This is a genomic window from Comamonas avium (assembly GCF_014836675.1).
In the GTDB taxonomy this organism is placed as follows: domain Bacteria; phylum Pseudomonadota; class Gammaproteobacteria; order Burkholderiales; family Burkholderiaceae_C; genus Comamonas; species Comamonas avium.
Genome location: NZ_JACSQK010000006.1, coordinates 165127 through 191409 on the forward strand (window position 1 = coordinate 165127; position 26283 = coordinate 191409).

20 protein-coding genes and 1 pseudogene are annotated in these 26283 nt (G+C 58.1%); 16 read left to right on the forward strand and 5 right to left on the reverse strand.

The annotated features are described in order from the left end of the window. The first annotated feature begins 97 nt into the window (after positions 1–97). From H9646_RS13150 to H9646_RS13185, 8 genes are all read left to right on the forward strand, one after another. Complete coding sequence (locus tag H9646_RS13150; RefSeq protein WP_191723822.1) at positions 98–1933, forward strand: acyl-CoA dehydrogenase; 1836 nt, start codon at positions 98–100, stop codon at positions 1931–1933. Between the two features lie 287 nt (positions 1934–2220). Continuing rightward, a complete protein-coding gene (locus tag H9646_RS13155) occupies positions 2221–2970 on the forward strand; it encodes a sterol desaturase family protein (RefSeq protein ID WP_191723823.1) in 750 nt (249 codons plus the stop codon). Beyond that, a complete protein-coding gene (locus H9646_RS13160; protein WP_191723824.1) occupies positions 2971–3906 on the forward strand; it encodes a fatty acid desaturase in 936 nt (311 codons plus the stop codon). Between the two features lie 17 nt (positions 3907–3923). After that, positions 3924–5858, forward strand: coding sequence for an iron-containing redox enzyme family protein (locus tag H9646_RS13165; protein ID WP_191723825.1), 1935 nt, complete (start codon positions 3924–3926; stop codon positions 5856–5858). A gap of 16 nt (positions 5859–5874) precedes the next feature. Continuing rightward, on the forward strand, positions 5875–6828 hold the full coding sequence (locus tag H9646_RS13170) for a DUF6999 family protein (RefSeq protein ID WP_191723826.1): 954 nt from the start codon (positions 5875–5877) through the stop codon (positions 6826–6828). A 194-nt stretch (positions 6829–7022) separates the two neighbouring features. Then, positions 7023–7553 carry a MarR family winged helix-turn-helix transcriptional regulator gene (locus tag H9646_RS13175; protein WP_191723827.1) on the forward strand — a complete coding sequence of 177 codons (531 nt, stop codon included), beginning with the start codon at positions 7023–7025 and terminating at the stop codon, positions 7551–7553. Between the two features lie 15 nt (positions 7554–7568). Next, positions 7569–8774 (forward strand): MFS transporter, encoded by a 1206-nt coding sequence (locus H9646_RS13180; protein WP_191723828.1) that lies wholly within the window; start codon positions 7569–7571, stop codon positions 8772–8774. Positions 8775–8777: 3 nt separating this feature from the next. Then, the gene (locus tag H9646_RS13185) at positions 8778–9983 is read left to right on the forward strand and encodes a multidrug effflux MFS transporter (protein ID WP_225214188.1); all 1206 of its coding nucleotides are present in this window, start codon (positions 8778–8780) and stop codon (positions 9981–9983) included. Positions 9984–10169: 186 nt separating this feature from the next. Here the strand turns inward: H9646_RS13185 and H9646_RS13190 are convergent, their stop codons facing one another. The 4 genes from H9646_RS13190 to H9646_RS13205 form a co-directional block, all read right to left on the reverse strand. After that, the gene (locus tag H9646_RS13190) at positions 10170–10583 is read right to left on the reverse strand and encodes a hypothetical protein (protein WP_191723829.1); all 414 of its coding nucleotides are present in this window, start codon (positions 10581–10583) and stop codon (positions 10170–10172) included. A gap of 151 nt (positions 10584–10734) precedes the next feature. Beyond that, positions 10735–11322, reverse strand: a complete 588-nt coding sequence (locus H9646_RS13195) for a biotin transporter BioY (protein ID WP_191723830.1) — start codon at positions 11320–11322, stop codon at positions 10735–10737. Positions 11323–11589: 267 nt separating this feature from the next. After that, the gene (locus H9646_RS13200) at positions 11590–12552 is read right to left on the reverse strand and encodes an alpha/beta hydrolase (RefSeq protein WP_191723831.1); all 963 of its coding nucleotides are present in this window, start codon (positions 12550–12552) and stop codon (positions 11590–11592) included. Positions 12553–12610: 58 nt separating this feature from the next. Then, on the reverse strand, positions 12611–13561 hold the full coding sequence (locus tag H9646_RS13205) for a class I SAM-dependent methyltransferase (protein ID WP_191723832.1): 951 nt from the start codon (positions 13559–13561) through the stop codon (positions 12611–12613). A gap of 227 nt (positions 13562–13788) precedes the next feature. Between H9646_RS13205 and H9646_RS13210 the strand changes: the two are divergent. From H9646_RS13210 to H9646_RS13245, 8 genes and pseudogenes are all read left to right on the forward strand, one after another. Further along, positions 13789–14502 (forward strand): annotated as a pseudogene (locus H9646_RS13210) (type 1 glutamine amidotransferase); the annotation flags it as partial. Between the two features lie 307 nt (positions 14503–14809). Then, the gene (kdpF, locus tag H9646_RS13215) at positions 14810–14908 is read left to right on the forward strand and encodes a K(+)-transporting ATPase subunit F (protein WP_225214189.1); all 99 of its coding nucleotides are present in this window, start codon (positions 14810–14812) and stop codon (positions 14906–14908) included. A 114-nt stretch (positions 14909–15022) separates the two neighbouring features. Then, positions 15023–16729: a potassium-transporting ATPase subunit KdpA gene (gene kdpA, locus H9646_RS13220; protein ID WP_191723834.1), complete on the forward strand. Its 1707-nt coding sequence runs from the start codon at positions 15023–15025 to the stop codon at positions 16727–16729. A 55-nt stretch (positions 16730–16784) separates the two neighbouring features. After that, positions 16785–17507, forward strand: coding sequence for a K(+)-transporting ATPase subunit C (gene kdpC, locus H9646_RS13225; protein WP_191723835.1), 723 nt, complete (start codon positions 16785–16787; stop codon positions 17505–17507). Positions 17508–17510: 3 nt separating this feature from the next. Then, positions 17511–19601, forward strand: a complete 2091-nt coding sequence (kdpB, locus tag H9646_RS13230) for a potassium-transporting ATPase subunit KdpB (protein ID WP_191723836.1) — start codon at positions 17511–17513, stop codon at positions 19599–19601. Positions 19602–19629: 28 nt separating this feature from the next. Further along, positions 19630–22329: a sensor histidine kinase gene (locus H9646_RS13235; RefSeq protein ID WP_191723837.1), complete on the forward strand. Its 2700-nt coding sequence runs from the start codon at positions 19630–19632 to the stop codon at positions 22327–22329. A 32-nt stretch (positions 22330–22361) separates the two neighbouring features. Next, positions 22362–23072, forward strand: a complete 711-nt coding sequence (locus tag H9646_RS13240; protein WP_191723838.1) for a response regulator — start codon at positions 22362–22364, stop codon at positions 23070–23072. 352 nt (positions 23073–23424) lie between these two features. Beyond that, the gene (locus H9646_RS13245) at positions 23425–25155 is read left to right on the forward strand and encodes a lysophospholipid acyltransferase family protein (RefSeq protein ID WP_191723839.1); all 1731 of its coding nucleotides are present in this window, start codon (positions 23425–23427) and stop codon (positions 25153–25155) included. An 84-nt stretch (positions 25156–25239) separates the two neighbouring features. Here the strand turns inward: H9646_RS13245 and H9646_RS13250 are convergent, their stop codons facing one another. Then, positions 25240–26280 carry an HD-GYP domain-containing protein gene (locus H9646_RS13250; RefSeq protein WP_404813107.1) on the reverse strand — a complete coding sequence of 347 codons (1041 nt, stop codon included), beginning with the start codon at positions 26278–26280 and terminating at the stop codon, positions 25240–25242. Between the last annotated feature and the right edge of the window lie 3 nt (positions 26281–26283).

Here is a 26283-nt window from a genome sequence, read left to right on the forward strand (position 1 = left end):
GGCCGAGGAGGCGGCTTTTTTACCGCCTTGAATTTTAAATAACCATAGCTGCTGGCGCTTTCTGCATAAGCGTTAGAGCCTGATTTTTATTAAAACTATGTCTCAGTTGCGATCTACCCTTGAATTCCTGGTGTACGACTGGCTGCAAGCCGAAAATCTGACCAGCCGTGACCGCTACGCCGACCACAGCCGCGAAACGTTCGATGCGGTCATGGACACCTGCGAGCGCATTGCACGCGAAAAATATGCTCCCTTCAATCGCACGGTAGACACGCAGGAACCCACGTTTGATGGCGAGAAAGTCAGCCAGCCACAGTGCACGCACGATGCCCGCAAAGCCTTTGCCGACAGTGGCATGCTCAGCGCCGCACAGCCGTATGAAAAAGGCGGCATGCAACTGCCCTATGTGGTGGAGGCTGCGGCCAACAGTTTCTTTGGCTGCGCCAGCATCAGCATTGGCTCCAACCTGCTGACCGTGGGCAACGCCAACTTGCTGCGCGTGCACGGCACGCCCATGCAGCAACAGGTGTTTGCCGACAATGAATTCAATGGCCGCTGGGCAGGCACCATGGCCTTGTCTGAGCCACAGGCTGGCTCCAGTCTAAGCGACATCCTCACGCGTGCTGAGCCCGACGGTGCCGATTTTGACAGCGATGCACTGGGGGCGCGCTACCGCCTCAAGGGCAACAAGATGTGGATCAGCTCGGGCGATCATGAGCTGACCGAAAACATCGTGCACCTGGTGCTGGCCAAGATTCCCGGGCCGGACGGAAAACTGATTGCGGGCGTGAAAGGTATCTCGCTGTTCATCGTGCCCAAAAAGCTGGTGGATACCGACGGCAATCTGACGGGTGAGCGCAACGATGTGGCGCTGGCAGGGTTAAACCACAAACTGGGATGGCGCGGCACCACCAACACGCTGCTCAATTTTGGTGAAGGCAAATACCCGGTGCGTGGCGGTGCAGGGGCGATTGGCTACTTGGTGGGCAAGCCGCACGAAGGCCTCAAATGCATGTTCCACATGATGAACGAGGCGCGCATCGGCATTGGCATGGCTGCCACCATGCTGGGCCTGGCAGGCTATTACGCCAGCCTGGAATATGCCAAGAACCGCCCGCAAGGCCGGCCCACGACAGAGGGCGGCAAAGACGCAGCCAGCGCCCAGGTAGCCATCATTGAACACACCGACGTCAAGCGCATGCTGCTGGCACAAAAGGCGTATTGCGAAGGCGCACTGGCGCTGAACATGTACTGTGCCCGTTTGGTGGACGAAGGACGCACCGGCGCTGCCGAGGAAGCGGTCCGCTCCAAGCTTTTGCTGGAGGTGCTGACGCCGATTGCCAAGAGCTGGCCCAGTGAGAATTGCCTGGAGGCCAACTCTCTGGCCATCCAGATTCATGGTGGCTATGGCTATACGCGCGACTTCCCCGTGGAGCAGTACTGGCGCGACAACCGCCTGAACATGATTCATGAAGGTACGCACGGTATTCAGGCAGCTGACTTGCTGGGGCGCAAAGTACGCATGCAAGACGGTGCGGGTTTGCAACTGCTGGCTCAGACCATGCAAGCCACGATCAAGAAGGCAGCCGCCCGGCCCGAGCTTGCGCAGTATGCGCACGACTTGAACCAGGCCTTGCAAGACGTCAGCGCTGCTACGCAGGCCGCATGGCTGACAGGCAATCCGCAAGAAGCACTGGCCAATGCCGTGCCCTATATGCAAGCCTTTGGCCACACCGTGCTGGCATGGGTATGGCTGGATGTGGCGTGCAAGGTGCTGGAGCAGGATGCTTCGCAGGCCTTAGCGGCTAACGCAGGCCGGATCAATGCAATCAGTTATTTTTACCGCTATGAATTGCCAAAAATTACTGCATGGCTGAACGTGGTGAACGCACGCGATATGACTTGTGCACAGATGCCGGTGGAAGCCTTTTAAGCGCTGCCATCACCAAAGTAGCGCAATGATTTATGGGCCGGTTCATCCTGCACCGATCCATGGGTGATGGAGGGAATGCGCCTTGCCACCCGTGAGCCAGCTTTGGCGCAGTTCAAGCACGGACTGCTGCCCAAGGTGGCTCCTGTTAAGTAATACTTCGTAGCATCTGGGTGCTTTGCTGCGGCCTTCGCTATCATCCCTCGCATGCAAAAGTTTATGGATTCGGCCAACAGCGTTGGCTGCCCTGTGTGTGCGTATGTCTGCGATGTGTGGGGGCGCAGCGTCGCATGAGCGCGGGGGAGTGGTTCACGCAATTGAGCGCCTGGCAGGTCATGCTGCTGGGGTTGGTCTTTTTTGGCAGCCTGTATCTGCTGGGCGGTGCAAGCATGCAGGCTTTGACACGCAGCCTCTCGCGCAAAGGTGTTGGTCATGTGCTGGATACGCGTCCTCTCAAGCCCGATCAACTGCAGCGTGAATGGCGCCAGTCACTGCACTCGGTGCTGCTGTTTGGCATTGGCATGGTGGTGCCCTGGGGGCTGTTGCAACTGGGGTGGGCGCAACTGGCGCCCAGTGCCAGCGCGGGGCGTGTGGCGCTGGAAATTGTGGTGCTGATGATCTGGAACGATGTGCACTTCTGGATCAATCACCGCTTGCTGCATACCCGCCCGCTGGCGCGCTTTCATACTGACCACCATCGCTCCATCGTGACCACACCGTGGTCCACCTACAGTTTTCACCCGGTAGAGGCGCTGATGCTGGGCAACATCATCTTGTTGCCCATGCTGGTGCACGATTTTTATTTCTGGTCTTTGGCAGCAGTGCCGGTGCTCAGCCTGCTACTCAATCTCGTTGGTCACTCCAACTACGATTTCTTTCCGCGTGTGTCTGACAACCACCCGCTGGCTGCCAGCCGCCGCCACTATTTGCACCACGCACGGCCCAAAGGCAACTATGGCTTTGCGTTGGCGTTCATGGATCGGTGGATGCGCACGCAGGCCGAGGCAGCACCGGCATCCAGCAGCCGTGGTACGCACTGAATGGGACTGATGCAGCATGCGTTTGCAGGCTTGCCTGGCCTGCGCCATTGGCGTGATGTGCAGTCTCTGGCATATCTGGTAGCGCTGCCGCTGCTGGTGGCTTGGCAATGGCACAACGGATTTGTCTGGTGGCTGTATGCCGCACTGCTGTTTTTGACACTGGGCATTGGCGTAATTCACCACAACCACACGCACTTGCGCATGTGGCGCGGGCGTTGGGCCAACCGGGTAACCGACTACGTGCTGACTGTGCTGCAAGGCCACCCCACCTTTGTTTTTTGGCCTGCGCATGTGGGCAATCACCACCGTTTTCGCCATGGCCCGCAAGATTTGGCACGCACCTACCAGCCTGCATTTGGAGGTGATACCAACAACCTTTGGGGCTACCTGGTGCACCCCTTGCAGGCGGCGTGGGTGCTGTACCCGCTGTTTGTGCGCTGGCTGCTGCGTTTGCGCCTGAGCGCACCGGGCGCATTTCGTTATTGCATGGGGCAGTACGTGCTGTGGGTGGGCAGCTGGGCTTTCTTTCTGGTGCTGGACTGGCAAAAAGCTTTGCTGTTTGTCATCGTGCCGCAGCTGCATGGTTTGCACTGGCTGCTGGCCACCAACTATCTGCAGCACGCCCATGCCGATGGTCGCCCCTTGAGCCGGGCGCAGCGCCAGTCCCCCCATGCCGTGTTGAATTACGCGCGCAATTTTCAGGGCTGGGTCAACCCCTTGCTGTTCAATATTGGGCTGCACACAGCGCACCATGAACACCCGCAGGCGCATTGGTCGGATTTGCAGCGCCTGCACTGTGAGCACTACCAGCACCGTGTGGCACCTGCATTGAACGAAGCGGGGCTGCTTGCCTACATGGGGCGCGTGTTTGTGCTGGGCCTCGTGTGGCCCAAGGCTCGTACCCAGTCTTTGCTGCCGCCCCAAGATATCTGTTAACCAGAACGACACTACCTATGCCTGTTGCTTATTCCAATGTCTATCTGCAGTCTGCCGGCTGGTTCTTGCCGGGCTCTCCGGTGGATAACGCCGGTATGGATGCTTTTGTTGCACCGCTGAACCGCTTGTCTGAACGCATCAAGCGCCGCATCCTGGGTGAAAACGGTATTCAGTTGCGCCATTACGCACTGGATGCGCAGGGCCAGACAGTATTCAGCAATACACAGATGGCGGCTGCTGCGATTGCCGCATGCATGCAAGGTGCGGGACGTAAGCTGGATGAGGTGGGATTTTTGGCCAGCGGCTCATCGGGCGGCGATGCCCTGATGCCTGGTTTTGCCAGCATGATTCAAGGTGAGATGGCGGCACCACCCATGGAAACGCTGTCTGTACATGGTGTATGTGCGGCCAGTGTGGGTGCACTGCAAGCGGCTGCGCTGGCCATTGAGAGCGGGGCGCATGCACAGTCGCTGGCTGTGGCCAGTGAAATGCCCTCGCGGCTGTTCAAGCGTTCGCGTTTCGCAGCACAAGGCTATGACACCGATTTCGATGCCCATTTTTTGCGCTGGATGCTTTCTGATGGTGCGGGCGCAGTGCTGCTGGGAGGGCCACAGGCACTGCCCCGGGCACCCGGCTTGCGCCTGAAGCTCAAGTGGACGCATTTGCGCAGTTTTGCGGGCGACTACCCAGTGTGCATGCAACTGGGGTTGACGCCAGACCGGGCCAAAAGCCACTTGGACTTTCCCGCGTGGGCAGATGCTGAAGCCGCAGGCGCTTTGGCGTTGCGCCAAGACATCCGCTTGCTGCCGCATCTGTTTGACGTCTGCATCCATGAATATGCCGATCTGGCCCACAAGGGCTGGGTGCCTGAGCGCGGGATTGACCACTTTCTGTGCCACTACTCCTCTGAGCGCTTCATGCCTGTGGTGCAAGAGTTGCTGGAGAAAGCGCAGCTGGGTATTCCTAAAGAGCGCTGGTGGAGCAATCTGGCATGGCGTGGCAATACTGGTGCGGCGTCCATTTTCATCATGCTGGCTGAGTTTCTGGACAAGGAGACGGCTCGCTTGAAGGCTGGCGATACGGTGCTGTGCTTTATCCCTGAGTCGGGGCGTTTCACGGCAGGTTACATGCTCTGGGAGGTTGAGCAGGATGCGCCAGTGGAAACTGAGCAAAAGCCTTTTTTTGCTCAGAAAGCAAGTGCAGTATCGCCTGCCAATGATGCACTGCCTGATGTGGCGGCCATTGCACCGCCGCATGACCCGGCCGCTGCGCCTGCAGCATTGGCTCCTTTGTTGACTGAGCTGGCCAGCGTGTGGCAAGACTACCGCTCTCAGGTCTGGCGCACACCGCTGCTGCAGCGAATGCGTACCCGCCAGTTGCACACCGCCGACTATGTGCGCTGGATGGAGCACTGGATTCCACAGGTGCGTGAAGGCAGTCTGTGGATGCGCGAAGGCGCAGCCTCGCTGACAGGGGATTACGCTGCACTGGCGGCGCTGATTGATCTGCATGCCGACGACGAGCAGCACGACTTTAAAGTGCTGCACAGCGACTATCTGAAAGCCGGGGGGACGCAAGCCGACATCAGCCAGTTGCGGCGCAACCCCGGTGGTGAAGCGCTGAATGCCTACCTGCATGGCTTGGCGGCCACACCCAATCCGATCGGTTTGCTGGGGGCGATCTACATCATTGAAGGCACGGGCCAGCGCATTGTGCCCAGCTTGCTGCCTTTGTTGCGTCAGGCCTTGCCGCTGCCACCTGATGCCTTCCGTTTTCTGGAATATCACGGTGCCAACGATGAGCACCATCTGGAGCGCTGGCTGATGGCGGTGCAGATGACGCTGGAGATGGACACCACGGGTACGGCGCAGCCAGCCATCATCCAGACTGCCCGCCATACTGCTGCGATTTACCTGATGCAGTTTCAGCATGTGCTGACTGCGCAGGCTTGAGCATCAAGGAGCGGCTATGAAGAAACACAATGATTTTCTGGAGCAGCCCTGGGATGAGCGCGACCCCAGCCCCTGGCTGGCGCTGTACCTGGACCAGAGCACCCCGCTGCCAGATGCGGTCAAAGCCGCATGGCTGCGTGACTGCAGCAGTGGTTCGCGCCAGTATTTACTGCCCTTTTTACGGCCTTTGGCACGCTTGAGCATCATCTTGATTCAGGTGCTCAAAGTGCTGCTGCCCAAGCGCTGGGCGCATTCAATCTTGCTGCACAAAGTGCTGGCGTTCAGCATGAAAACCTTTGTCTCGCCCGAGGCCAACTGGTTGATCATGCGCCACTTTCACCTGGGTTCGCACATCCTGGCTTTTGTGGCTGCGAATGCTCCGACAAAGGTTGCCACCTACCCGATTGCACCCACCACGCTGGACGATATCAAGGACGAACTGTTTCTCAAGCATGACCTGAATCTGTTTAACTTCGTCATCCGGCTCAACAAGGCTTTGCGCAACGCAGGGCAGGACATTGGTCCGGTGCCAGAGCCTGATTTTTCGATGATTACAGAGCCAGCGATGGCATTGAGTGACATGCCCAGAGGCTGGCTGAACCGGCTGGATCTGCAAAGTGCCATTGAGGTCTACACCCCCGTCTACCAACTGCTGCTGACCGACAACGACTTCTGGCGCGCCAGTAATTCTTTGCAGCTGGATGAAACCCTGGCCATTTATTGCGCCAAGATCTTGGGCTCACCCGAGCATCTGGTGATGCTCAATAACAAACACCCGCTGGTGCCGCTTTCGACCTTGCGGGCAGGTCACCGTCTGGTATTGCATGGCCTGTCGACCGAAATGCTCCATTGCCTGCTGGCACGCATGGCCAGTGGAGAGCTGACGCTGCCATCGCGGGCCATGGCCAGCCTGCAGGCCGACCTGGCACGCGCAGTGGCTGGCAAGGATGGTGGCACAAGCGCTGCATAAAACGCAAAAGACGCTGTGGTGGCAGTGATGCCTCTGGCGGTTGGTTTGGGCACTGGGGTGCGCTCCATACTGTTTTGTGGCGGTGCTGAGGCGGCACAGCCAGGGCTAATCAGGTGCGATTGGCCCCCATGCCGTATGTGGGGTTGTTCCATCGCAGAACACGGTAAAAGGCCAGATTTGCCAAAATACTTTGCATGCAAACTAACTGTGCGGTGTCTGCGGATGAGGCCTCTGAACGTGTCTCGGCACGATCGCGTTTTGGCCTGTTGATTGGAAGCGTCTATCGCCAGTGGCGCAGGCAGGTGGATCTGAGTTTCAAAGATTTGGGCCTGTCAGATGCCACCCGCATGCCTTTGCTGGTGCTGCATGCGGGCGGTGTGCCCATGCGCCAGAAAGATTTGGCTGAGGCACTGTATCTGGACACATCCTCCCTGGTGCGGGTGCTGTCGCAGCTGCGTGCAGAGGCGCTTGTGGACTGGTCTTGCGACCCCACCGATCGGCGCACCAAATACATTGAGTTGACGCAGCAAGGGCAGCGAGTGGCTTCACTCATCCTGCAAAAAAGCTTGCAAATTGAGCAAACCATTTTGGCCGGGCTGACCCCTGAAGAGCTGCAGATCACTCGCGCATCGTTACTCAAGATTTCTCAGCGCTTTGACCACATAACGAGTCAGCCTTGCGGCGCAGAACCTGGGGATATGAGCCCCAGCCAGAACAAGAATTAAGTACACGGTGTTTCGATGAAATTAAAAGGTTCTCCCTTCGTCTGGGTGAGTTTCGCCATGATTGTGGGTGTGATGGGCACTGCGCTTATCAGCCCGCTGTACGCGCTGTACAAAGAAGCTTGGCACCTGCAGGCCAGCGACATTTCGCTCATTTACGTGCTCTATATGGGCGGTGCGCTGTGCGGCCTGCTGTTTCTGGGGCGTATGCCCGACCGTGCCGGTTTTCGCCGCGTGATGCAGTGCGGGCTGGTGCTGGCCTTGATTGGTACGTTCATCAGCATGGTGGCCTGGAACATGGGCAGCTTGATCGTGGGCCGGATGATTGTGGGCGCGGCCTCCAGCATGTTGACGACCAGCGCTACGCTGGGGTTGTCGCAACTGTCTCGCGCTGGGCAGATGCAGCGCGTGGCCATGGTGACGGGGTTTTTGATGGCGCTGGGCTTTGGGCTAGGCCCACTGGTGGGTGGCATCATGGGTCAATGGGTGGCCTACCCCTTGGTGACCACCTATATCCCAACGCTGCTCTTGGGTAGCCTGGGCCTGTTTGCCCTGACCCGGCTGGAGCTGCCAGAGTCGACGCTGCCTGACAACGCGCAGCGCTTGCATTGGCGCGATGCTTTGCCCAAGTTGACGTGGCCTGAAACCAAGGACTCCATCGCGTTTGTGCTGACCAGTGCATTGCCGTTCATGGCATTTGGTGTGTTTGGTCTGTATGCCTCGATGTCGCCACTGTTTCTGGACAAACTGGTGCCCTGGCATGGCCCGTTTGTCAGTGGCACAGCGATTGCCGTGATCCTGCTGGCATCGGCCTGTGTGCAAATCATGGCGGGGCGCTTGCCCACGCACTGGTGTGGCTTTGGCGGTCTGTTGGGTTTGGCGTTGAGCAATGCCTTGCTGATGGTGAACCTGTGGGCCGGCTCGGCCATCTTGTTTGCCTTGGGTGTGACGCTGACTGCCATGGGCCACGGTATGAGCATGCTGGCCGGCATGGGCATGGTTAACCGCATTGCCAAGCCCAACAACCGCTCGGGTTTGCTGTCCACGTACCTGGTGATTGGCTACATCGGTAGCATGCTGCCCATGATGGCGATTGGCTGGATTGCCGACCACTGGGGCATGAATGTGGCGGTGTGCACGTTTTGTATTTTTGTCATTGCGCTGGCGCTGACAGTGGCTTTCTTCTTTCAACGCCACCCCCGCATGCGCGCAGCAGGGCTTTAAGCCATGCGTGAAGACAACAACTCGGCCGTCATGCGGCCTGTGGCTCCCATGTGGTTGCTGGTGCTGGTCACGCTCAGTGGCACGATGGCCATGCACATTTTTGTGCCAGCACTACCGATTGCAGGTGCTGCACTGGGGGCTGCACCTGCAGGCATGCAGCAAACCATCACGTTGTATGTACTGGGCTTGGCGCTGGGGCAGTTGGTGTATGGCCCGCTGTCGGATACCTTGGGGCGACGGCCCACGCTGCTGGTGGGCCTGGGGCTGTATCTGAGTGCCAGCGTCTTGGCGCTGTGCGCGCCCAGCTTGCAATGGCTGGTAGTGGCCAGGCTGCTGCAGGCCCTGGGAGGTGCAGCAGGCATTACCTTGGGCCGGGCCATAGTGCGCGACACCTCGGCACCTGATCGGGTTACCAAGGATCTGGCCTTGCTCAACTTGCTGACCTTGGTGGGCCCCGGTCTGGCTCCGGTGGTGGGCGCTTATCTGGCCGATCATTTTGGCTGGCGTGCTATTTATCTGTTTCTGGTGGGCATGGGCTGCATCATGCTCGGCTGTGCGTGGCGGCTGCTGCCCGAGACCCATGCGCTGCGCCGTCCTCTGGCGGTGAAAGCGATTGCGCTGGACTACCGCAGCTTGCTGGGGCAACCGCGTTTTGTAGCATTCATGCTGGGTGGTGCCTGTTCCAGCACCGCGCTGTACCCGTATCTGGCAACCTCGTCTTACATCGTGCATGAGCAGTTGGGGCTGCCTATCAGCGATGTGGGCTGGTTTGCGGCCAGTACCATTGTTGGGGCAAGTCTGGGTACGCTGGCAACGCGGCGTTTGGCGGGGCGCCTGCCCAACGTGTATTTCTTGTATGCGGGGGCTGGCTTGGGGCTGGCTATGGCAACGTTGCTGCTGCTGGTGCAGCTCATGGGGTGGCTGACTGCGCCTTGGCTGCTGGCGATCACCATCACGATGACTTTTGGCGCAGGGCTGGCCAGCCCTGCAGCCTTGTCGAGTGCCTTGTCGTGCACGCCTGGTCTGGTGGGCGCTGCAGCGGGCCTGTATGGATTTGGGCAGATGGCCATGGGGGCCATCGGTACCCAGCTGGTCGGTTACGGCAGTGTGCCTGCAGTGGCCTGTGCCGTAACCCAGATGTGCATCACGGGGCTGGCCTTGGGCAGCTACCGCTTTGCGGCTACGCGCCAGCAGAGCACATTGGTGTAAGAGATCGGTGGGCGGGGCGCGCTGCCATGTGCGCATGCAAAGACAGGGTGTTTTTGCTGTGAGCAATGTGGTGCGCCGGTGCTCGAATGCCATGGACCAAGCTGCTGTCTGTATTGGTCGTAATTAACAGCAGCTATCGCCCGTACATATTCCGTTTACCGTTGATAACACTGAAATTCAGTTGTCTCAGGCAGCGACATCCAGCCACGGAGCCAGCCAGCGTTGCACCATGGCTGTATCCAGATTCATAGCGGCGCGGGCTGCTAGTTGCTCAACGGGCGGGTTGATCCAGTGTGCTGCAAGCAAGGGCTGGGGCAGCAGGTGTGCCCTGACCGATGTGGTGTAGTGCTTTTGAAGCGCCCCATTCACTGCGATAAAGACGCGGTGAAAGGGCAGCTGGCGCTGAGAGACAGGGGCGCTGGAGATACGGGCTTGCAGTTGCTGGAGCAACTGTCTGGCGCTGGCACGGTCCGTGTCAGGCAGCGCTAAAGCTGCATTGCGGGCCCGCAGTAAAAAATCGCGGTCTGTGGTTTCAGCCCAGGCAGGCTGGCCTAAAGCCAGCAGGCAGGCTGCGGTAAGAACGGATAATGTGTAGCGCATAGCCAGTCAAGCTTTCTAGCAATGTCTTGCCCTTGTGGCCGGGCAAAACCAGACGCAAGATTAGGCATTTGTCGTCTTTGTTACAAGATTTTTTACAAGTTCTTTCAGTCTGTAGTGCTTGTCCAATAAGTATTCGTTGCTATGAAATGCTTTAACGGCTGACTGCACCACCCAGCCGCCATTCAGGCAGAGCGCGTGCAATGCTGTGCACCACCAGAGCAGTCAGTGCACACTTGATCAGATCGCCCGGTACAAAAATGGCGTTGGCCCAGATGGCTTGTGTGAGTGGAATCTTGGCAATCCATACCAAGCCCGCAATCCCAAACAGATAGAGCACAGCAATGCAGCCAATGGCTGATGCCGCAAATGCACTGCCTGCAGCGCGCAGTGGTGTGGATTTGGGCAGGATGGACATGAGCCAGCCGGTCACAAAGGCTGCAGCGGTCCAGCCCACCAGGTAGCCGGTAGTGGGAGACATGAAAACGCCCAGACCGCCTCGCCCTCCAGACAGCAGTGGCAGGCCTGCTGCCACGGCCACCAAGAACAGACCTATAGCTTGCAAGCCACGCCATGGGCCCAGCAGGCAACCTGCGAGCATGACACCCAGTGTCTGGATGGAGATGTGCACGCCCAGTGGTAAATCGATCTTGGGAATCAAGCCCATCACCCCCAGCAGTGCGGCAAACAAAGCCACCAGAGCTATTGATTCGGTGTTGCGGCGCGTGAGAGTGTGGTTCATGGCGTGCTTGTCAAAGTTGAACACCCGCCTGATGGCGAAATGTGCAGGCATTGTATGCACGCCAATTGCACTTAACGCAGCATGAATTTGAATTCATCTGCATTTAATTGTGGGCAATCCAGTGCGCGTAACGGCTGGTATTTGTGCCAGCAAATCACTGCCAAAGACTGGGTTTGCCCGCTGTTGGCAGCATGAAGAGGTGGCGGCGTGCAACACGCCATCATCTGGGCGCTAAATGCTGTGATCTGCTTGCAAGTTGCCTGTAGTTTATGCGCAGGTTGCGCGCACTTGCTCCAGAAGGCTGCACGCTGTTTGTACATGCTGGCGTGCAGCGGGGCTGCTGACCAAGATGCGTGCAAAGCCGTGCACCATGCCTTCAGCGCGCTGCAGACACACGCGCGGGCCTTGGGGCAGGGCTTGCAACTGGTGTGCGAAATCTTCGGCTTCATCGCGCAGTACATCGTGGCTGGCCGTCATGATGACGGTAGGTGGCAGCAAGGGCAGGGCATCAAGGCACAGGCTGGGGGTGCGCAGGGCCTCGTCTGCACCACCCAAGACATCCCAGTACTGCTGCATGGCAGCGCCTGTCAGCCCAAACCCTTGGGCAAAGCGGCGCATGCTGTCGTTGTCTTGTGCTGGTTGAATGCAGGGGTAGAGCAGCAGCAGGGCTTGAATATGGGCATGCGCGTCTTGCGGTGTTTGCACGGCACGCACAGCAGTTGCCAAAGCCAGATGGCCGCCTGCGCTGTCACCACCCAGCAGCACTTTCTGGCTGGCAAAAGGCAGCACCCCCTGCATCTGATAGAGCCAGCGCAGCACGGCCTGGGCATCATCCACAGCGGCGGGAAAGGGGTTTTCAGGTGTGCGGCGGTAGTGCACGCTCAGCACGGTGTGGCCTGTGTAGTGGGCCAGGTGTTCACACAGATCGTCGTGGGTATCCAGGCTGCCCACCATCCAGCCGCCACCGTGCAGCCATACCAAGGTCTGTCCCGTGGCCTGCGCGGTGGGCATGTAGCTGCGCAAGGCAATTTCACGACCTTCTTCAGCCACGAAGTGGTTGTGCACGCTAATGCCGGGCAATGGCAGCGTGCGCAGCGTGCGGGCTTGCAGCTCGCTGAGCAAGCGGCGTCGCTGCACGTAGTCCAGATGCGGGGTTGGTGTGTTCGCATCCAGTTGCACAAAACGTTGCAGGCACGATGCCAGCGCGGGGTCAATCAAAGCAGTGTTCATATTTTGATAGCTGTAAGTGCTTTATTTACATGCGTTAAAGGTGCTTTTTTCTGGTAATTTAGTGTGCCATGGCTTCGGTGCCGGGCGCACGGTAGACCAAGACTTTGAGGCTGCGCTCTTCATCTGTGTCAGCAAACGCGGCGGGGTTGGCGACACGCTCGACAAACTGCAGCGTGGGTGCGATCTCTGCCATTTGTTCTTTCAAAAATGCCGTGCCCAGCTCTGGTGCGTTCAGGCACAGCAGCACATGGCCACCGGGGCGCAGCAAGTCAGGTAGGCGGCGCATGAGCTTGGCGTAGTCTTTGGTGGCGATAAAACTGCCCTTCTGGTAGCTAGGGGGGTCGATAACGATCAAATGGTAGGGCCCGCTTCGAGTGATCTTGCCCCAGCTGCTAAAGATGTCGTGTGCCAAAAAGCTGGCACCGTTGAGTGCATTGAGCTGGTGATTTTGCTGGCCCGTCGCCAGCGCGCTCTGGGACATGTCCATATTCAGCACCTGGCGTGCGCCCGCATGCAGTGCTGCAACAGAGAAGGCACAGGTGTAGGCAAACAGGTTCAGTACTTTGATGCCGTGGCGGTGTTCAGGGTGCTGCGCCACATGTTCATGCACCCAGCGGCGGCCTTCGGCCATATCCAGAAACAGACCGTGGTTTTGCCCGCGCAGCACATGGGCGCGAAACTGAAGGCCAGACTCGGTCACGGTGTGGGGCTCTGGCACGCTGCCAGCCATCAAGCGTGTCTCTACCTTGTTGCCGCTTTGGCGTGTTTGAAATACCCAGTTCAGGGGCTTGCCTTGGCCAATCTGTGCCCAGCGCGCTTGCAGTGCTTGGTCAATGGTGGTCAGTACGGCCTCGTCCAGAGGCTGAAAGCTGGTCAGCAGCAAAACAGGCGGGAATGCGTCCAGCACCAGGTGCTCGCACCCCGGAAAGCGCCCACCCCGACCGTGGAAGATACGCTGGGCATCGGTTGGCAACTCAAATTGGGCAATGGCGTCGAGCAGGGCTTGCATGGCAGTCACAGAAAACTTCAAAGGCCGTGAGTATGAGGGACACCACGCCCTGATGGGGGAGAGGGGCGGTTCGGGCTGCTTGCCGCTGGCAGTGAACTGTCTGGCCATTTGCACTTAACCACGCCGACTTGATGCGGCACCTGCCAATCTCAACGCGGATTTGATGGCAAGGCTCCTAGATTGCAGGCTTCGAAACTACAGGCCTGGACGATCAGGCACATCCATGTATGAAGCCTATTGCCATTCTTCAGCACGAAGCTACGCAAGGCCCCGGCGTATTTGAAGAGTATTTGTCATCCCAAGGTATTACCTACGAGTTGATCACGCCTTGTGTTAAAGGCTGCATGTCGTGGCATGTGGGCGACTACAGAGGGGTGGTGGTGCTGGGGAGCAACCATTGCGCGAATGAGCCGCTGCAGTGGATTGAGCAAGAGTGCAGCCTGCTGCAAGATGCCTTGGCACACGATATACCGGTGTTAGGTCACTGCTTTGGCGCGCAAATGCTTGCCAGAGCGATGGGTGCACGGGTGCGGCGCAATCCTTGCCCCAACATTGGGTGGAGCAATGTGTGGGTCACGCGCCAAGCGCAGGAGCGGCTTCAGTTGCCGCGCGAGATTACCCAGTTCAACTGGCATTACGACACTTTTGAGATTCCCTCTGGTGCCATTCGCAGCCTGTATGGCACGTTTTGCTTGAACAAGGGCTTTTTGCACTGGCGCAACTGGGCATTCCAAGGGCACCTGGAGGTGACTGCGCAGAGCGTGCAAGCCTGGTGTGACGAAGGCCATGAAGAGCTGTCTCAGGCGTATGGGCCTGCCGTGCAGTCTGAGGCGCAAATTTTGTCTCAATTGCCTTTGCGGATTTCTGCGCTTCGAGCCACCGCCGTACAGGTCTATGGTGCGTGGACGCAGCAGCTGAATCGGCCCGTGCACGTTTATCTCGGTGGGCTGCCCGATGTGCCACCCGATGTGCAGCCCGATCCCAAGTTGTCTGTGTATGCACAGCCCCATTCAGGTCAAGCAGTGCAGTTTCAGGCATCGCTGGCGGAGAAAACGAAAGATATTTTGAACAACGCATCAAGGTCACGCCTTGCCCGCTCTGCGAGCTCGAAAGCTTGATGCCATCTTGATATCTAGCGCGCCATTCTCTATACGGCGTTGATGGGGGAGTTTTTATATTTCTTTCATCGCTGGCAAATGATGCCTCCATGCAAGGTGCATCGAGGCCGCTGGCAACGGGAGAAATCAAATGATGACCGGCCACTGGATTGAAGCCTGCGCTGCAGTAATGGCGTTAGGGTTATTTGCCTATTTAGGCTATGCGCTGCTGCGCCCTGAAAAATTCTAAGGAGCCAGCATGCACGCACTACAAGACCTGATTTTTGTCAGTCTCACGGTCACCTGTTTTGTTGCCCTGCTGGGCTTTGCTCGCGCTTTGGCGCGTATCTGAGAGGGGAACACCATGTGGTTACCCTGGATGGAATTTGCCGTAGTGCTGGCGGTCATGGCCGTGCTGACTGTGCCAATGGGCCAATGGTTGGCGCGCTGTTTTACCAGCGACCACCACACATGGCTAGAGCGTTTGACTTATGGCACTTTGGGCATCAACCCGCAAGAACAGATGGGCTGGCAGCGCTATGGCGCGGCACTGCTGCTTTCCAATGCAGTGATGATGCTGCTGGGTTACCTGATCTTGCGTACGCAAGACTGGTTGCCGCTTAACCCGCTGGAGATTGCCGCACAACCGCCGCATTTGGCATTCAATACCGCAGCCTCTTTCATCACCAATACCAATTGGCAGGCCTATGCGGGTGAAAGCAGCTTGACCAACGCCACGCAAATGGCCGCCATTACTTTTCTGATGTTTGCGGGCGCGACAACGGGTGTTGCCGTTTGCGGAGGTTTTGTCAGAGGTCTGGCGCGCTCCAGCAGTCTGAATATGGGCAACTTTTGGGTCGACTATGTGCGAGTGTTGTGGCGCGTGTTGCTGCCGTTGTCCTTGCTTGTCGCGCTTTTTTATGTGTGGCAAGGCATTCCCCAGACGTTGAATACGCAGACTTTGGCCACCACGGTGGAAGGCGCACGCCAGCAACTGATGATGGGGCCGGTGGCTAGTCTGGAGAGCATCAAGCACCTGGGCACCAATGGAGGCGGCTTCTTCAGTATGAATGCTGCGCACCCGTTTGAAAATCCCACACCGTTGACGAATCTGGTGCACATCTTGTCGATGTTGCTGATTCCTGCTTCATTGACTTACGCGTTCGGCTCCATGCTGCTGCAGCGCCGTCAGGGGTGGGTATTTTTTGGTGCCTGTCTGGTCTTGTTTGTCGGCTTCCTGAGTCTGGTGTTTACGGCAGAGCAGGGTGGCAGTCAATTGCTGGCACGAGCAGGGGCTGATCAGCAGGCGAGTATCACCCAGCCGGGTGGCAATATGGAAGGCAAGGAGCTGCGCTTCGGGATTGCTGACACAGCGTTGTTTGTAACGACAACTACGGCTGCAACCACAGGCTCGGTCAACGCCATGCACGATTCACTGACTCCGCTGGGCAGCATCACACCGCTTGCGCTCATGATGCTCAATTGCGTATTTGGTGGTGATGGCGTGGGTCTGATCAACCTGATCCAGTACGCGATCCTGACGGTTTTCTTGGCGGGAATGATGATTGGCCGAACGCCCGAATTTTTGGGCAAGAAGATCGAGGTGCGTGAGATCAAGCTGGTCATGCTCTCGGTGCTGGCCCATCCGGCGGTCATCTTGGGTTTCACCGCGCTGGCTGCACTGTGGCCTGATGCGAGTGCCAGTCTGAACAACCGTGGGCCGCATGGTTTTTCGGAAATCTTGTATGCCTATGCCTCAGCCGCAGCCAATAACGGCTCTGCCTTTGCTGGGCTGAATGCCAACACCCCCTTCTTTAACACCACGATTGGCCTGGCCATGCTCGCAGGGCGCTTTCTAACCTTGCTGCCTTTGCTGGCTGTGGCCGGCAGCATGGCCGCCAAGGCGACGGTGCCGGCTGGGCCAGGTACTTTCCCAACTGCCACGCCGCTGTTCATGGGGCTGCTGGTCTTTGTAGTACTGGTGGTTGGCGGGCTTACTTTCCTGCCCGCCTTGGCGCTAGGCCCGGTGATTGAGCATCTGCAAATGCTGGTGGGCCAGCTGTACGCATAACGAAACTTTTTGCCAAAGGGGCGGGGCTTATGTGCCCCGTACCAAGGAGCAAGCTATGAAATCTTCTTCCTCTCTTTTCCCGTCTGTGTCTGCTGCTGTGGACATGGCCACGCCCACGGCATCGAACTCCAGCTCCTGGGGGCAGCTTGTAGGCAGCAGCGTACGAGCTGCCGTGGTGGTGATGCTGGTGACCGGCATTGCTTACCCGCTTCTGACCACGGGTGTGGCGCAGGCCCTGTTTCCACAGGCTGCCAATGGCAGCCTGATCGTGCGTGATGGACAAATCCTAGGGTCTGCTTTGATTGGCCAGCAGTTTGAAGCTGCGTCTTACTTTCACAGCCGGCCCAGCGCTACCCTTGGCCCGGACCCTGCCCAGCAAGGTGCCAGCATGGCATCGCCTTACAACGCCGCTGCATCCGGGGCGAGTAACCAGGGCAGTACTCACCAGGATCTGGCTGAAACCGTTGCCAGGCGTGTGACGCAGTACCGCATGGACAACGGTATGGCCGCTGGGGCTGCCGTTCCTGTGGATGCTGTGACAGCTTCGGCATCGGGGCTTGATCCGCATATCTCAGTGGCCAATGCCGCGCTGCAATTGCCGCGTGTGGCCAGGGAGCGCGGCTTGACGCATGAGCAGGTACAGCAACTGCTCAGTCAATCAACTGAGCAGCGCACCCTTTATCTGCTGGGGGAGCCTCGGGTCAATGTACTGCAGCTCAATCTGGCGTTGGATGCTTTGCACCAGCCCGCAGTCTCTGCTGGTGCAGCCAAGGAGTAAGCCATGAATCACAAGAATATGACGGCAGGCAAAAGCCTGTTTGATGGCAAGCTGCTGCGCGCTGCTTTGCGAGGGGCTGTGTGCAAGCTTTCACCGCGCACGCAGTGGGCCAACCCGGTGATGTTTGTGGTCTATCTTGGTGCCTTGCTGACAACTTTGCTGTGGATGCAAGGTCTGATGGATCGGGAGAGCCAGAACCTGGGTTTTACGCTGGCAATTGCCCTCTGGCTGTGGTTCACCGTGCTGTTTGCCAACTTCGCAGAGGCCTTGGCCGAAGGCCGTAGCCGCGCTCAGGCGGAAAGCCTGCGCGGCATGAAGCGCGACACAATGGCCAAGGTTCTGCAGCAACCGAGCTACGGCAGCAGCTGGATTCCTGTACGTGCCAGTGAGTTGCGCAAGGGGGTGACATTGCTGGTGGAAGCTGGCGATGTGATTGCGCTGGACGGCACGGTCATAGAAGGGGTGGCATCGGTGGATGAAAGCGCCATTACCGGTGAGTCAGCACCCGTAATCCGTGAGGCTGGGGGAGATTTTTCTTCCGTCACTGGTGGTACGCGCGTGCTGTCAGACTGGCTGGTGGTGCAGGTTTCGGTCAATCCTGGCGAGTCGTTTCTGGACCGGATGATCTCAATGGTCGAGTCGGCCAAGCGCCAGAAAACACCCAATGAGCTGGCACTGTCGATTTTGCTGGTAGGCCTGACTCTGGTGTTCCTGCTGGTCATTGTTACGCTGTGGCCGTTCTCGGCGTTTGCTGTATCACAGGCTGGTAGTGGTTCAGTAGTCAGCATTGCTGTGCTGGTGGCATTGCTGGTGTGCCTGATCCCAACCACGATTGGTGGCTTGTTGTCCGCAATCGGTGTGGCAGGAATGAGCCGCATGATGCAGGCCAATGTGATTGCGACTTCTGGCCGTGCGGTGGAAGCGGCAGGAGATGTGGATGTGCTGTTGCTGGACAAGACGGGCACCATTACCTGGGGTAATCGGCAGGCCAGTGAGTTTTTTCCGGCGCCAGGCGTGACTGCACTGCAATTGGCTGAGGCGGCACAGCTGGCTTCGCTGGCTGATGAAACTCCGGAAGGGCGTAGCGTGGTGAATTTGGCCAGAGAGCGCCATGGGCTGCCTGACCGCATTGCTGCTGAGTTAGTGGCCGAATTTGTGCCATTTACCGCACAGACACGCATGAGTGGTGTGGACTTGCCAGCACCTCATGGCCTGCGCAGCTTGCGCAAAGGTGCTGCCGATGCAGTGCGCAGCCATGTGCAAGCGCTGGGTGGCAGCTTGCCTGCCGCTGTGCAGCAATCGGTTGACAATGTTTCGCGCAAGGGCAGCACGCCGCTGGTGGTTGCTGATGGGCCCCGGGTGCTGGGTGTGATTGAGCTCAAAGATATTGTTAAACCCGGTATGCGAGAGCGCTTTGCTGAGCTGCGGCGCATGGGCATTCAAACGGTGATGGTGACGGGGGACAATCCGCTGACTGCAGCCGCTATTGCTGCCGAAGCAGGTGTGGATGATTATCTGGCTGAAGCCAGACCTGAAGACAAGCTGCAGCTGATCCGCTCGCACCAGGCGGCCGGGCGTCTGGTGGCAATGACGGGCGATGGTACCAACGATGCCCCCGCACTGGCGCAGGCCGATGTGGCCGTTGCCATGAACAGCGGTACCCAGGCTGCCAAAGAGGCCGGCAACATGGTGGATTTGGACAGCAATCCCACCAAACTGATTGAGGTCGTGGCGACGGGTAAGCAAATGCTGATGACGCGTGGTGCGCTGACCACCTTCAGTGTGGCCAATGATGTGGCCAAGTATTTCGCCATCATTCCTGCCGCTTTTGTGGGCACTTATCCGCAACTGGCCTCATTGAACGTCATGCAGCTGCACAGTGCTGATTCGGCGATTTTGAGCGCGGTGATTTTCAATGCGCTGATCATCATTGCCCTCGTGCCATTGGCCTTGCGTGGTGTGTCTTATCGTGCTGTGGGGGCTGCTGCACTGCTGCGCCGCAATTTGCTGATCTATGGGCTGGGTGGATTGATCGTGCCGTTTGTGGCGATCAAGCTCATTGATATGTCGCTGACACTGCTGGGGTTGGTGTGATTACAGAAACACTGACAATGACAACACGATGCCGGTAAACCACCACCACCCATTTTGTGCGCCGGCACGCCCCGATCCGGATGCGCTGGTTGCCCAGTTGCAGGCAGCGCAGCAGCAGGCGCAACGCGGTAAGTTGCGTATTTACTTCGGCTCCAACGCAGGCGTCGGCAAGACCTACGCCATGCTGGCTGCGGCACAGCGAGAGCGGCAGGCAGGTCTGGATGTTTTGGTCGGTTTGGTGGAAACACATGATCGTGCCGAAACCGTGCAGCAGTTGCATGGGCTTAAGCAACTGCCGCGTCGGTCAGTGTCTTACCAGGGTAAGACACTGACCGAGTTTGATTTGGATGCGGCGCTGGCGCATCGCCCTGGTGTCTTGTTGCTTGACGAGCTGGCCCACAGCAACGTCGCTGGCTCGCGCCACCCCAAGCGCTGGCAGGATGTTCAGGAGTTGCTGGATGCGGGCATTGATGTGTGGACGACACTGAATGTGCAACATCTGGAGAGTCTGAACGACGTGGTCAGCGCTATTGTGGGGATACAGGTGCACGAAACCGTGCCTGACCATATCTTTGATGATGCTGATGAAGTCATCGTGGTCGATATTCCACCGGAAGAGCTGCTCAAGCGGCTCAAGGCCGGAAAGGTGTACCCACTGGAGCAGGCGGAGCGTGCCTCGCGCAACTTCTTTCGACTGGGTAATTTGCTGGCACTGCGCGAGCTGGCCTTGCGCCGCACGGCCGACCGTGTAGACGAAGACATGCGTGATTACCGCCGAGAGCGCGCAATCAATGAGGTCTGGCCTGCACGTGAGCGGTTGCTGGTCTGCATTGGAGGGCGCGCAGGAGACGATGCACTGGTGCGTCAGGTGGCACGGCTGTCGCGCCGACTGGAAGCTGAGTGGATGGTGGTCTACGTGGATGCACCTGAGCGTCAGCACCGCCCACGCCCGGCACAAGAGGCTGTCCTGAAGACGCTGGCGCTGGCAGCACGGTTGGGGGCAGACACGGCGACCATCCCGGGCGCGCATGTGGCGCAGGCATTGGTCGACTATGCGCGAGAACGCAACGCCAGCCATCTGGTGCTGGCAAGGGTGCAGCAGCGCTTGCGTCGCTGGTTGCCTTGGAGATCCCCCAGCTTGCCAGAGCAGATTGCACTGCTCAATCCTGGGCTGGATGTACTGGTGCTTTCTGTCAACAGTTTTAAAAATCAGGGCGCCCCGCGTTTACCTGTAGGCACTGGCAGCCTTTTCTCATGGAAAGGTTATCTGGGCGTTACGCTGGCCTGTTTTTCGGCAACTGGTTTGGCGGAGCTGCTGCTTCAAGTGTTTGACCCGGCCAATGTGGTCATGCTGTTCTTGCTGGTGGTTGTGCTCTCTGCGCTGCGCTGGGGGCGCGGGCCGGGTGCATGGGCGGCACTGCTGTCGGTGCTGCTGTTTGATTTCTACTTTGTGCCGCCGCGCAACTCCTTCAGCGTCAACGATACCCAGTACGTTTTCACCTTTTGCCTGATGCTGGGGGTAGCCCTGGTTTGTGGGCAATTGATGGCACGGTTGCGCCACGAAGCGCGTGTGGCGGCAGAGCGTGAACGCAGGGCCGGGGCATTGGCACGACTTGCGCGGGATCTCTCAGGTGCCCTGACACAAGATCAAGTCTCTGCGATTGCGTTGTCCACCATGTCAGGAGTATTTGGTGCGCAAACCGGTTTGCTGCTGCCTGACAGTGAAGAACAGCTGCATATCGTCCGCGGTAGCGAAGGTTCGATTGACATCAGCGTAGGACGCTGGTGCATGGAGCATGGAAAGATTGCCGGGCATGGTACCGACACGTTGGCCGCAGCGCCTGCGCTGTATGTGCCGTTGATGGCTCCGGTACGTGCACGTGGTGTGCTGGCGCTACAACTGCGCACCCCGGATCGGTTGCGGGTGCCGGAAGAGCGCCGCTTGCTTGACGCCAGCGCCAGCCAGATTGCACTGGCGCTGGAGCGTGTTCACTTTGTGGAGGTAGCGCAGCAAACGCAAGTTGCCATGGAAGGCGAGCACATGCGAAACACGCTGCTTGCGGCAGTTTCACATGACTTGCGCACCCCTTTGACCAGTATTTTGGGGGCAGCCCAAGCGGCCTTGCCCCATGCCAGAGCAGGGGCAAGCAAAGACATGCTGCTCCAGATATTCAGTCAGGCACAGTCCATGCAGCAGTTGATTGATAACCTTCTGGCGATGGCTCGGTTGCAGCAAGGTGGTGTGCACCTGAACAGACAATGGTTTCCGGTGGATGAGTTGGTGGGAAGCGCCCTGCATCAGATGCGCCAGCGTCTGACCGATCACCCCGTGCATACTGATATTCCGGCCACATTGCCGTTGCTGCATGTGGATGCTGTGCTGATGGAGCGTGTACTGGTCAACCTGCTCGATAACGCGATCAAATACACCCCCAGTGGGACGTTGATTTCATTGGCCGCCAAGATCGACGGGCCAGCCTGTGTCATTTCAATCCACGACGCTGGCCCCGGTTTGCCCATGCATATGGACACAGCACAACTGTTTGAACCATTTACCCGTGGCCAGACTGAAACTGCAGTATCTGGCATGGGGCTAGGTCTGGCTTTGGCGCAGCGCATTGTGCAGGCGCATGGCGGCAGTTTGAGCGCTGCCACCGCTGAAGCAGGGACTGGTTCAGTGTTTTTTATCAAGTTGCCATTGACCCAGCAACCAGACATTGATGCATAAAGTTGTGTGAATGCTCTTCGCCCCTACGCTCCATGAACAGTTCTACTCCCCGAATTTTGCTGATTGAAGACGATGCCAGCATTCGTCGTTTTGTTCGCTTGGCCTTGGAGGACGAAGGCTGGCAGGTTTTTGAAGCCGAAACCGCCAAGCGTGGATTAATTGAAGCGGCTTCCAGGCAGCCTGATGCGGTGGTTCTGGATCTTGGTCTACCTGATGCAGACGGAAAAAGCGTGATCACCGAACTGCGTCGCTGGAGTCAATTACCTCTTCTCGTTTTGTCAGCACGGGACCATGAAGGCGAAAAAGTTGCTGCATTGGACGCCGGTGCGGATGACTACCTGTCCAAACCATTTGGTGTACCTGAACTTCTGGCTCGCCTGCGGGCCATGCTGCGGCGGCGCCAACTCGTGGGCACAGCTGGTGTGTCCAGTACGCAAATTGCGTTTGGTGCAGTGACTGTGGATTTGGCCACCCACGAGGTACGGCGTGGGCAAGAGGATGTGCATCTGACACCGATTGAGTTTCGTTTACTTGCAGCCCTGATTGCGGGGCAGGGCAGGGTACTTACTCACCGGCAATTGTTACTGCAAGTCTGGGGGCCAGAGTACCTGGATCGACCTCACTACTTACGTGTGCATATGGCAAATTTGCGTCAAAAAATAGAACAAAACGCCGCACAGCCGCAATACCTCATGACGGAGTTGCAGGTGGGCTATCGGCTGAACTTGAAACCAGAAAAATAAATGGCAAACCAGTGCTTGGCCATCGTGATTGCAACCGTTGGCTATGAAAAACCAAGGGTGCATGTTGCAACGGCGGGGCCTGGGAGAAGCAACCGGACAGATGATTTTTTCATCTCTGTGCAGCACCGGCTGTTCAGCAAGGATGGAGATCGGTACATGGCTTAACTGGTGTGGCGACTGGCTGCAGCCCAGCACTGAAGGTGCTGTTCAAATTGTTCGGGTGTATTTCAGCCTTGTCTTGCTCGAAGGTAGTGGCTGCTTGAATGGTCATGGTTTTGTCATGTGCATGTCGCATCGCTGTCATGCAAGACAGTCAGCATCACGGTGTGTTCAGCACTCGCCAGGAAGCACCATGATTTCAGTCGATCAGATCGTTGACATGCATTTGCCGCAGTTGCAGCGTCATCCACGCATCAGTCAGGGGGTGCGTGGGGTATTGCGACGCTTGCTGCGCGAGCAGAGCTTTCGCAACTTTGCCCAGCAATACCCGCATCTTGAAGGATTCCAGTTTGTAGAGCAGGCACTGGAACACTTCGCGTTCAGCTATGCCGTGCGGGATAACGAACGCGAGCGCATTCCTGCGCAGGGCCGCGTAGTCATCATTGCCAATCACCCCATTGGCTCTTTGGATGGACTGGCGTTGCTCAATTTGGTGGGGCGCATACGGCGTGATGTGAAGATTGTGGCCAACGGTTTGCTGGCTGAAGTAGCGCCTCTGAAACGCCTGTTGCTGCCCGTCACCATGATGGGCGAGCGCAGCGGGGCGCGCCAGCTCAAGGCAATTCTTGAACACCTGCAGGGAGACGGCGCGGTGATCATGTTTCCGGCGGGCGAAGTATCGCGCCTGCACCCGGAAGGCGTGAGGGATGGGCGCTGGAACAATGGTTTTTTACGTTTGGCAGGGCAGACACAAGCGCCCATCGTCCCAATCCACATTGATGGACGTAACTCCGCGCTGTTTTACGGTGCATCCATGCTGTACAAGCCACTGGCGACCCTGCTGCTGGTCAAAGAGATGTTTGGCCAGCACCAGAAAAGCATTGCCTTGCGTATTGGGCATCCGATTCCGCATACCAGCTATGGCGCATTGCCCTTGGAGCCTGATGCTGCTGCCAAGCTGCTGCGCAAGCACCTGTACCGCGTAGCGCAGGACAAACCTTCGCTGCTGCGTGTTGAGACAGCGATTGCGCATCCTGTGGATCGCAGTTCCCTGGCTCAAGCGGTTGCTGCTTGCAAGTTGCTGGGGGAGACGCCTGACGGTAAGCGCATTCATTTGTTTAGCGGTGGACTGGACTCACCCATCCTGCGGGAAGTAGGGCGCTTGCGTGAGCTGTCTTTTCGCGCAGTTGGGGAGGGCAGTGGTACCCGGCGAGATCTGGATCGTTTTGATGCCTATTACGATCATCTGATCTTGTGGGACCCTCAGGATCTGGAGATCGCCGGTGCTTACCGTATGGCGCGCACGGCCCAGGTGCTGACGCAGCAGGGAGCCGAGGGCTTGTATACGCACAGCCTGTTTGAATTTACGCCGGGCATGCAGCCATTTTTGCAGCAAGGACTGGAGCTGGGTCGCTCTTTTGTACAGCCACGCTATTGGGGCAAGCGTTCGCTGGACTATCTCTGGTTTGGAATTGGTGCCTATGTACAGCATTACCCCGAATGCCGCTACCTGTTCGGTCCGGTTTCACTCAGCCGCGACATGCCTCAGGCTGCACGTGACTTGCTCATCTACCACTATCGCACCCACTACGGTGCGGCATGTTTGGCCCATGCACGCAGGCCGTATGTTCCCTCAGGGGATGGATTGGAAGTATGCGCCCAATTCACCGGAGACGATCGTGTTGCAGACTTTGTGCGCCTCAAGCATTTGCTGGCACACATGGGCTCCAGCGTGCCAACGCTCTACAAGCAATACGCTGAAGTGGCTGAACCCGGCGGGGTGCGTTTTTTAGATTTTGGCGTAGATCCGGATTTTTCGAACTGTGTGGATGGACTGGTGCTGGTGGATGTGCACAAGCTCAAAGCGCATAAACGTGAGCGCTACATGCCGGCTTGTGCAGCCAGTGAAAGCGAAACCATTTAGGCTCCTGGCGCTTACCAGTTCAGCGCAAGTAGCTATTGAATTTAAAGCTGCATGGAATATGCCGCTTTGTATGCTGGGTCGTGTTCAGCGTGCGCCAGGTATAAAAACCAGCTGGTGCAAGCCATCGCTAAAGCGCGCGGCATACATGCCCAGGCGAACCATGGTGCGGTGGTCGACCTGCAGATTAACTTCGAAAGGTGACAGTGCATGGGTGATGCGCACATCCTGTCCATTGGTTGCGGTTAATTCGGGTTGCCGCAGCGGCATCTTTCGAGTGTCCAGCAGCGTAGCAACTAAAGGGTAGCCAATGTGGGGGGTGCGCCGGATAACGACGGCTGTTTCACCGGTGGAAAGTGCTACGTACACGCCAGGAGGAAAGAGGCCAACACTGCGGATCAAGGCATCGCCCGCTTGCTCGTACAGCTTGGATTGCGGGCCTGTTACAGCCTGCACTGATTCAGTCACGCTACGGCCAGCCCGGCTGCGCCGGGGGCTGATCATGGCGGCATACCGGTCACAGGTGGCCAGTATGCGTGCCAAACGCTCTGCAGCAGGCTGCTGCATCAACGGTACTTGGGCGGGCGTGTTGATGTGGTGCAGTCCCACCACGTCCAGCCAGAGTTTGTTCTGTACGCCTAGCTTTTGGAGCGTGTGCCGACCTTCGGCAGGATGCATGCGTATGGCTTCCTGCTGGGCCACGCTGGGGCGCTCGCGCTGCAGTGCCAATTGATCTTGCAAAGCAGTCATGCCGATGTTCATGGTGAAGGCTGCATGGACCAATGCGTCGCGTTCAGCCTGTGACAGCTGGAAGTCTGCCGCCAAAATATGGCACAGGGTGGTGCAGACCAGGGCGTGCGAAGCGCTGTAACCCACAGTTGAGCTTCCCGCCAGCTGGAACATGAGATACAGAGCGCTATCGCTGTCGTGAGCGACAAGCTCTTGCAGCCAGGCATCGAGCTGCATCACTTTGGTAGGCAGTTGCTGGACCAGGGCGGGGCGGGTGAGTAGCAGGCTCAGTGCAGCCTCAAGATCCGACCACATGCCCAGCAAATCTTGATAAGGCGCTTCATCTTCTGTATGGGTTGGCAAAGACAGATGCGCCAAACTGCTCGGGTGGGTACTGATCAC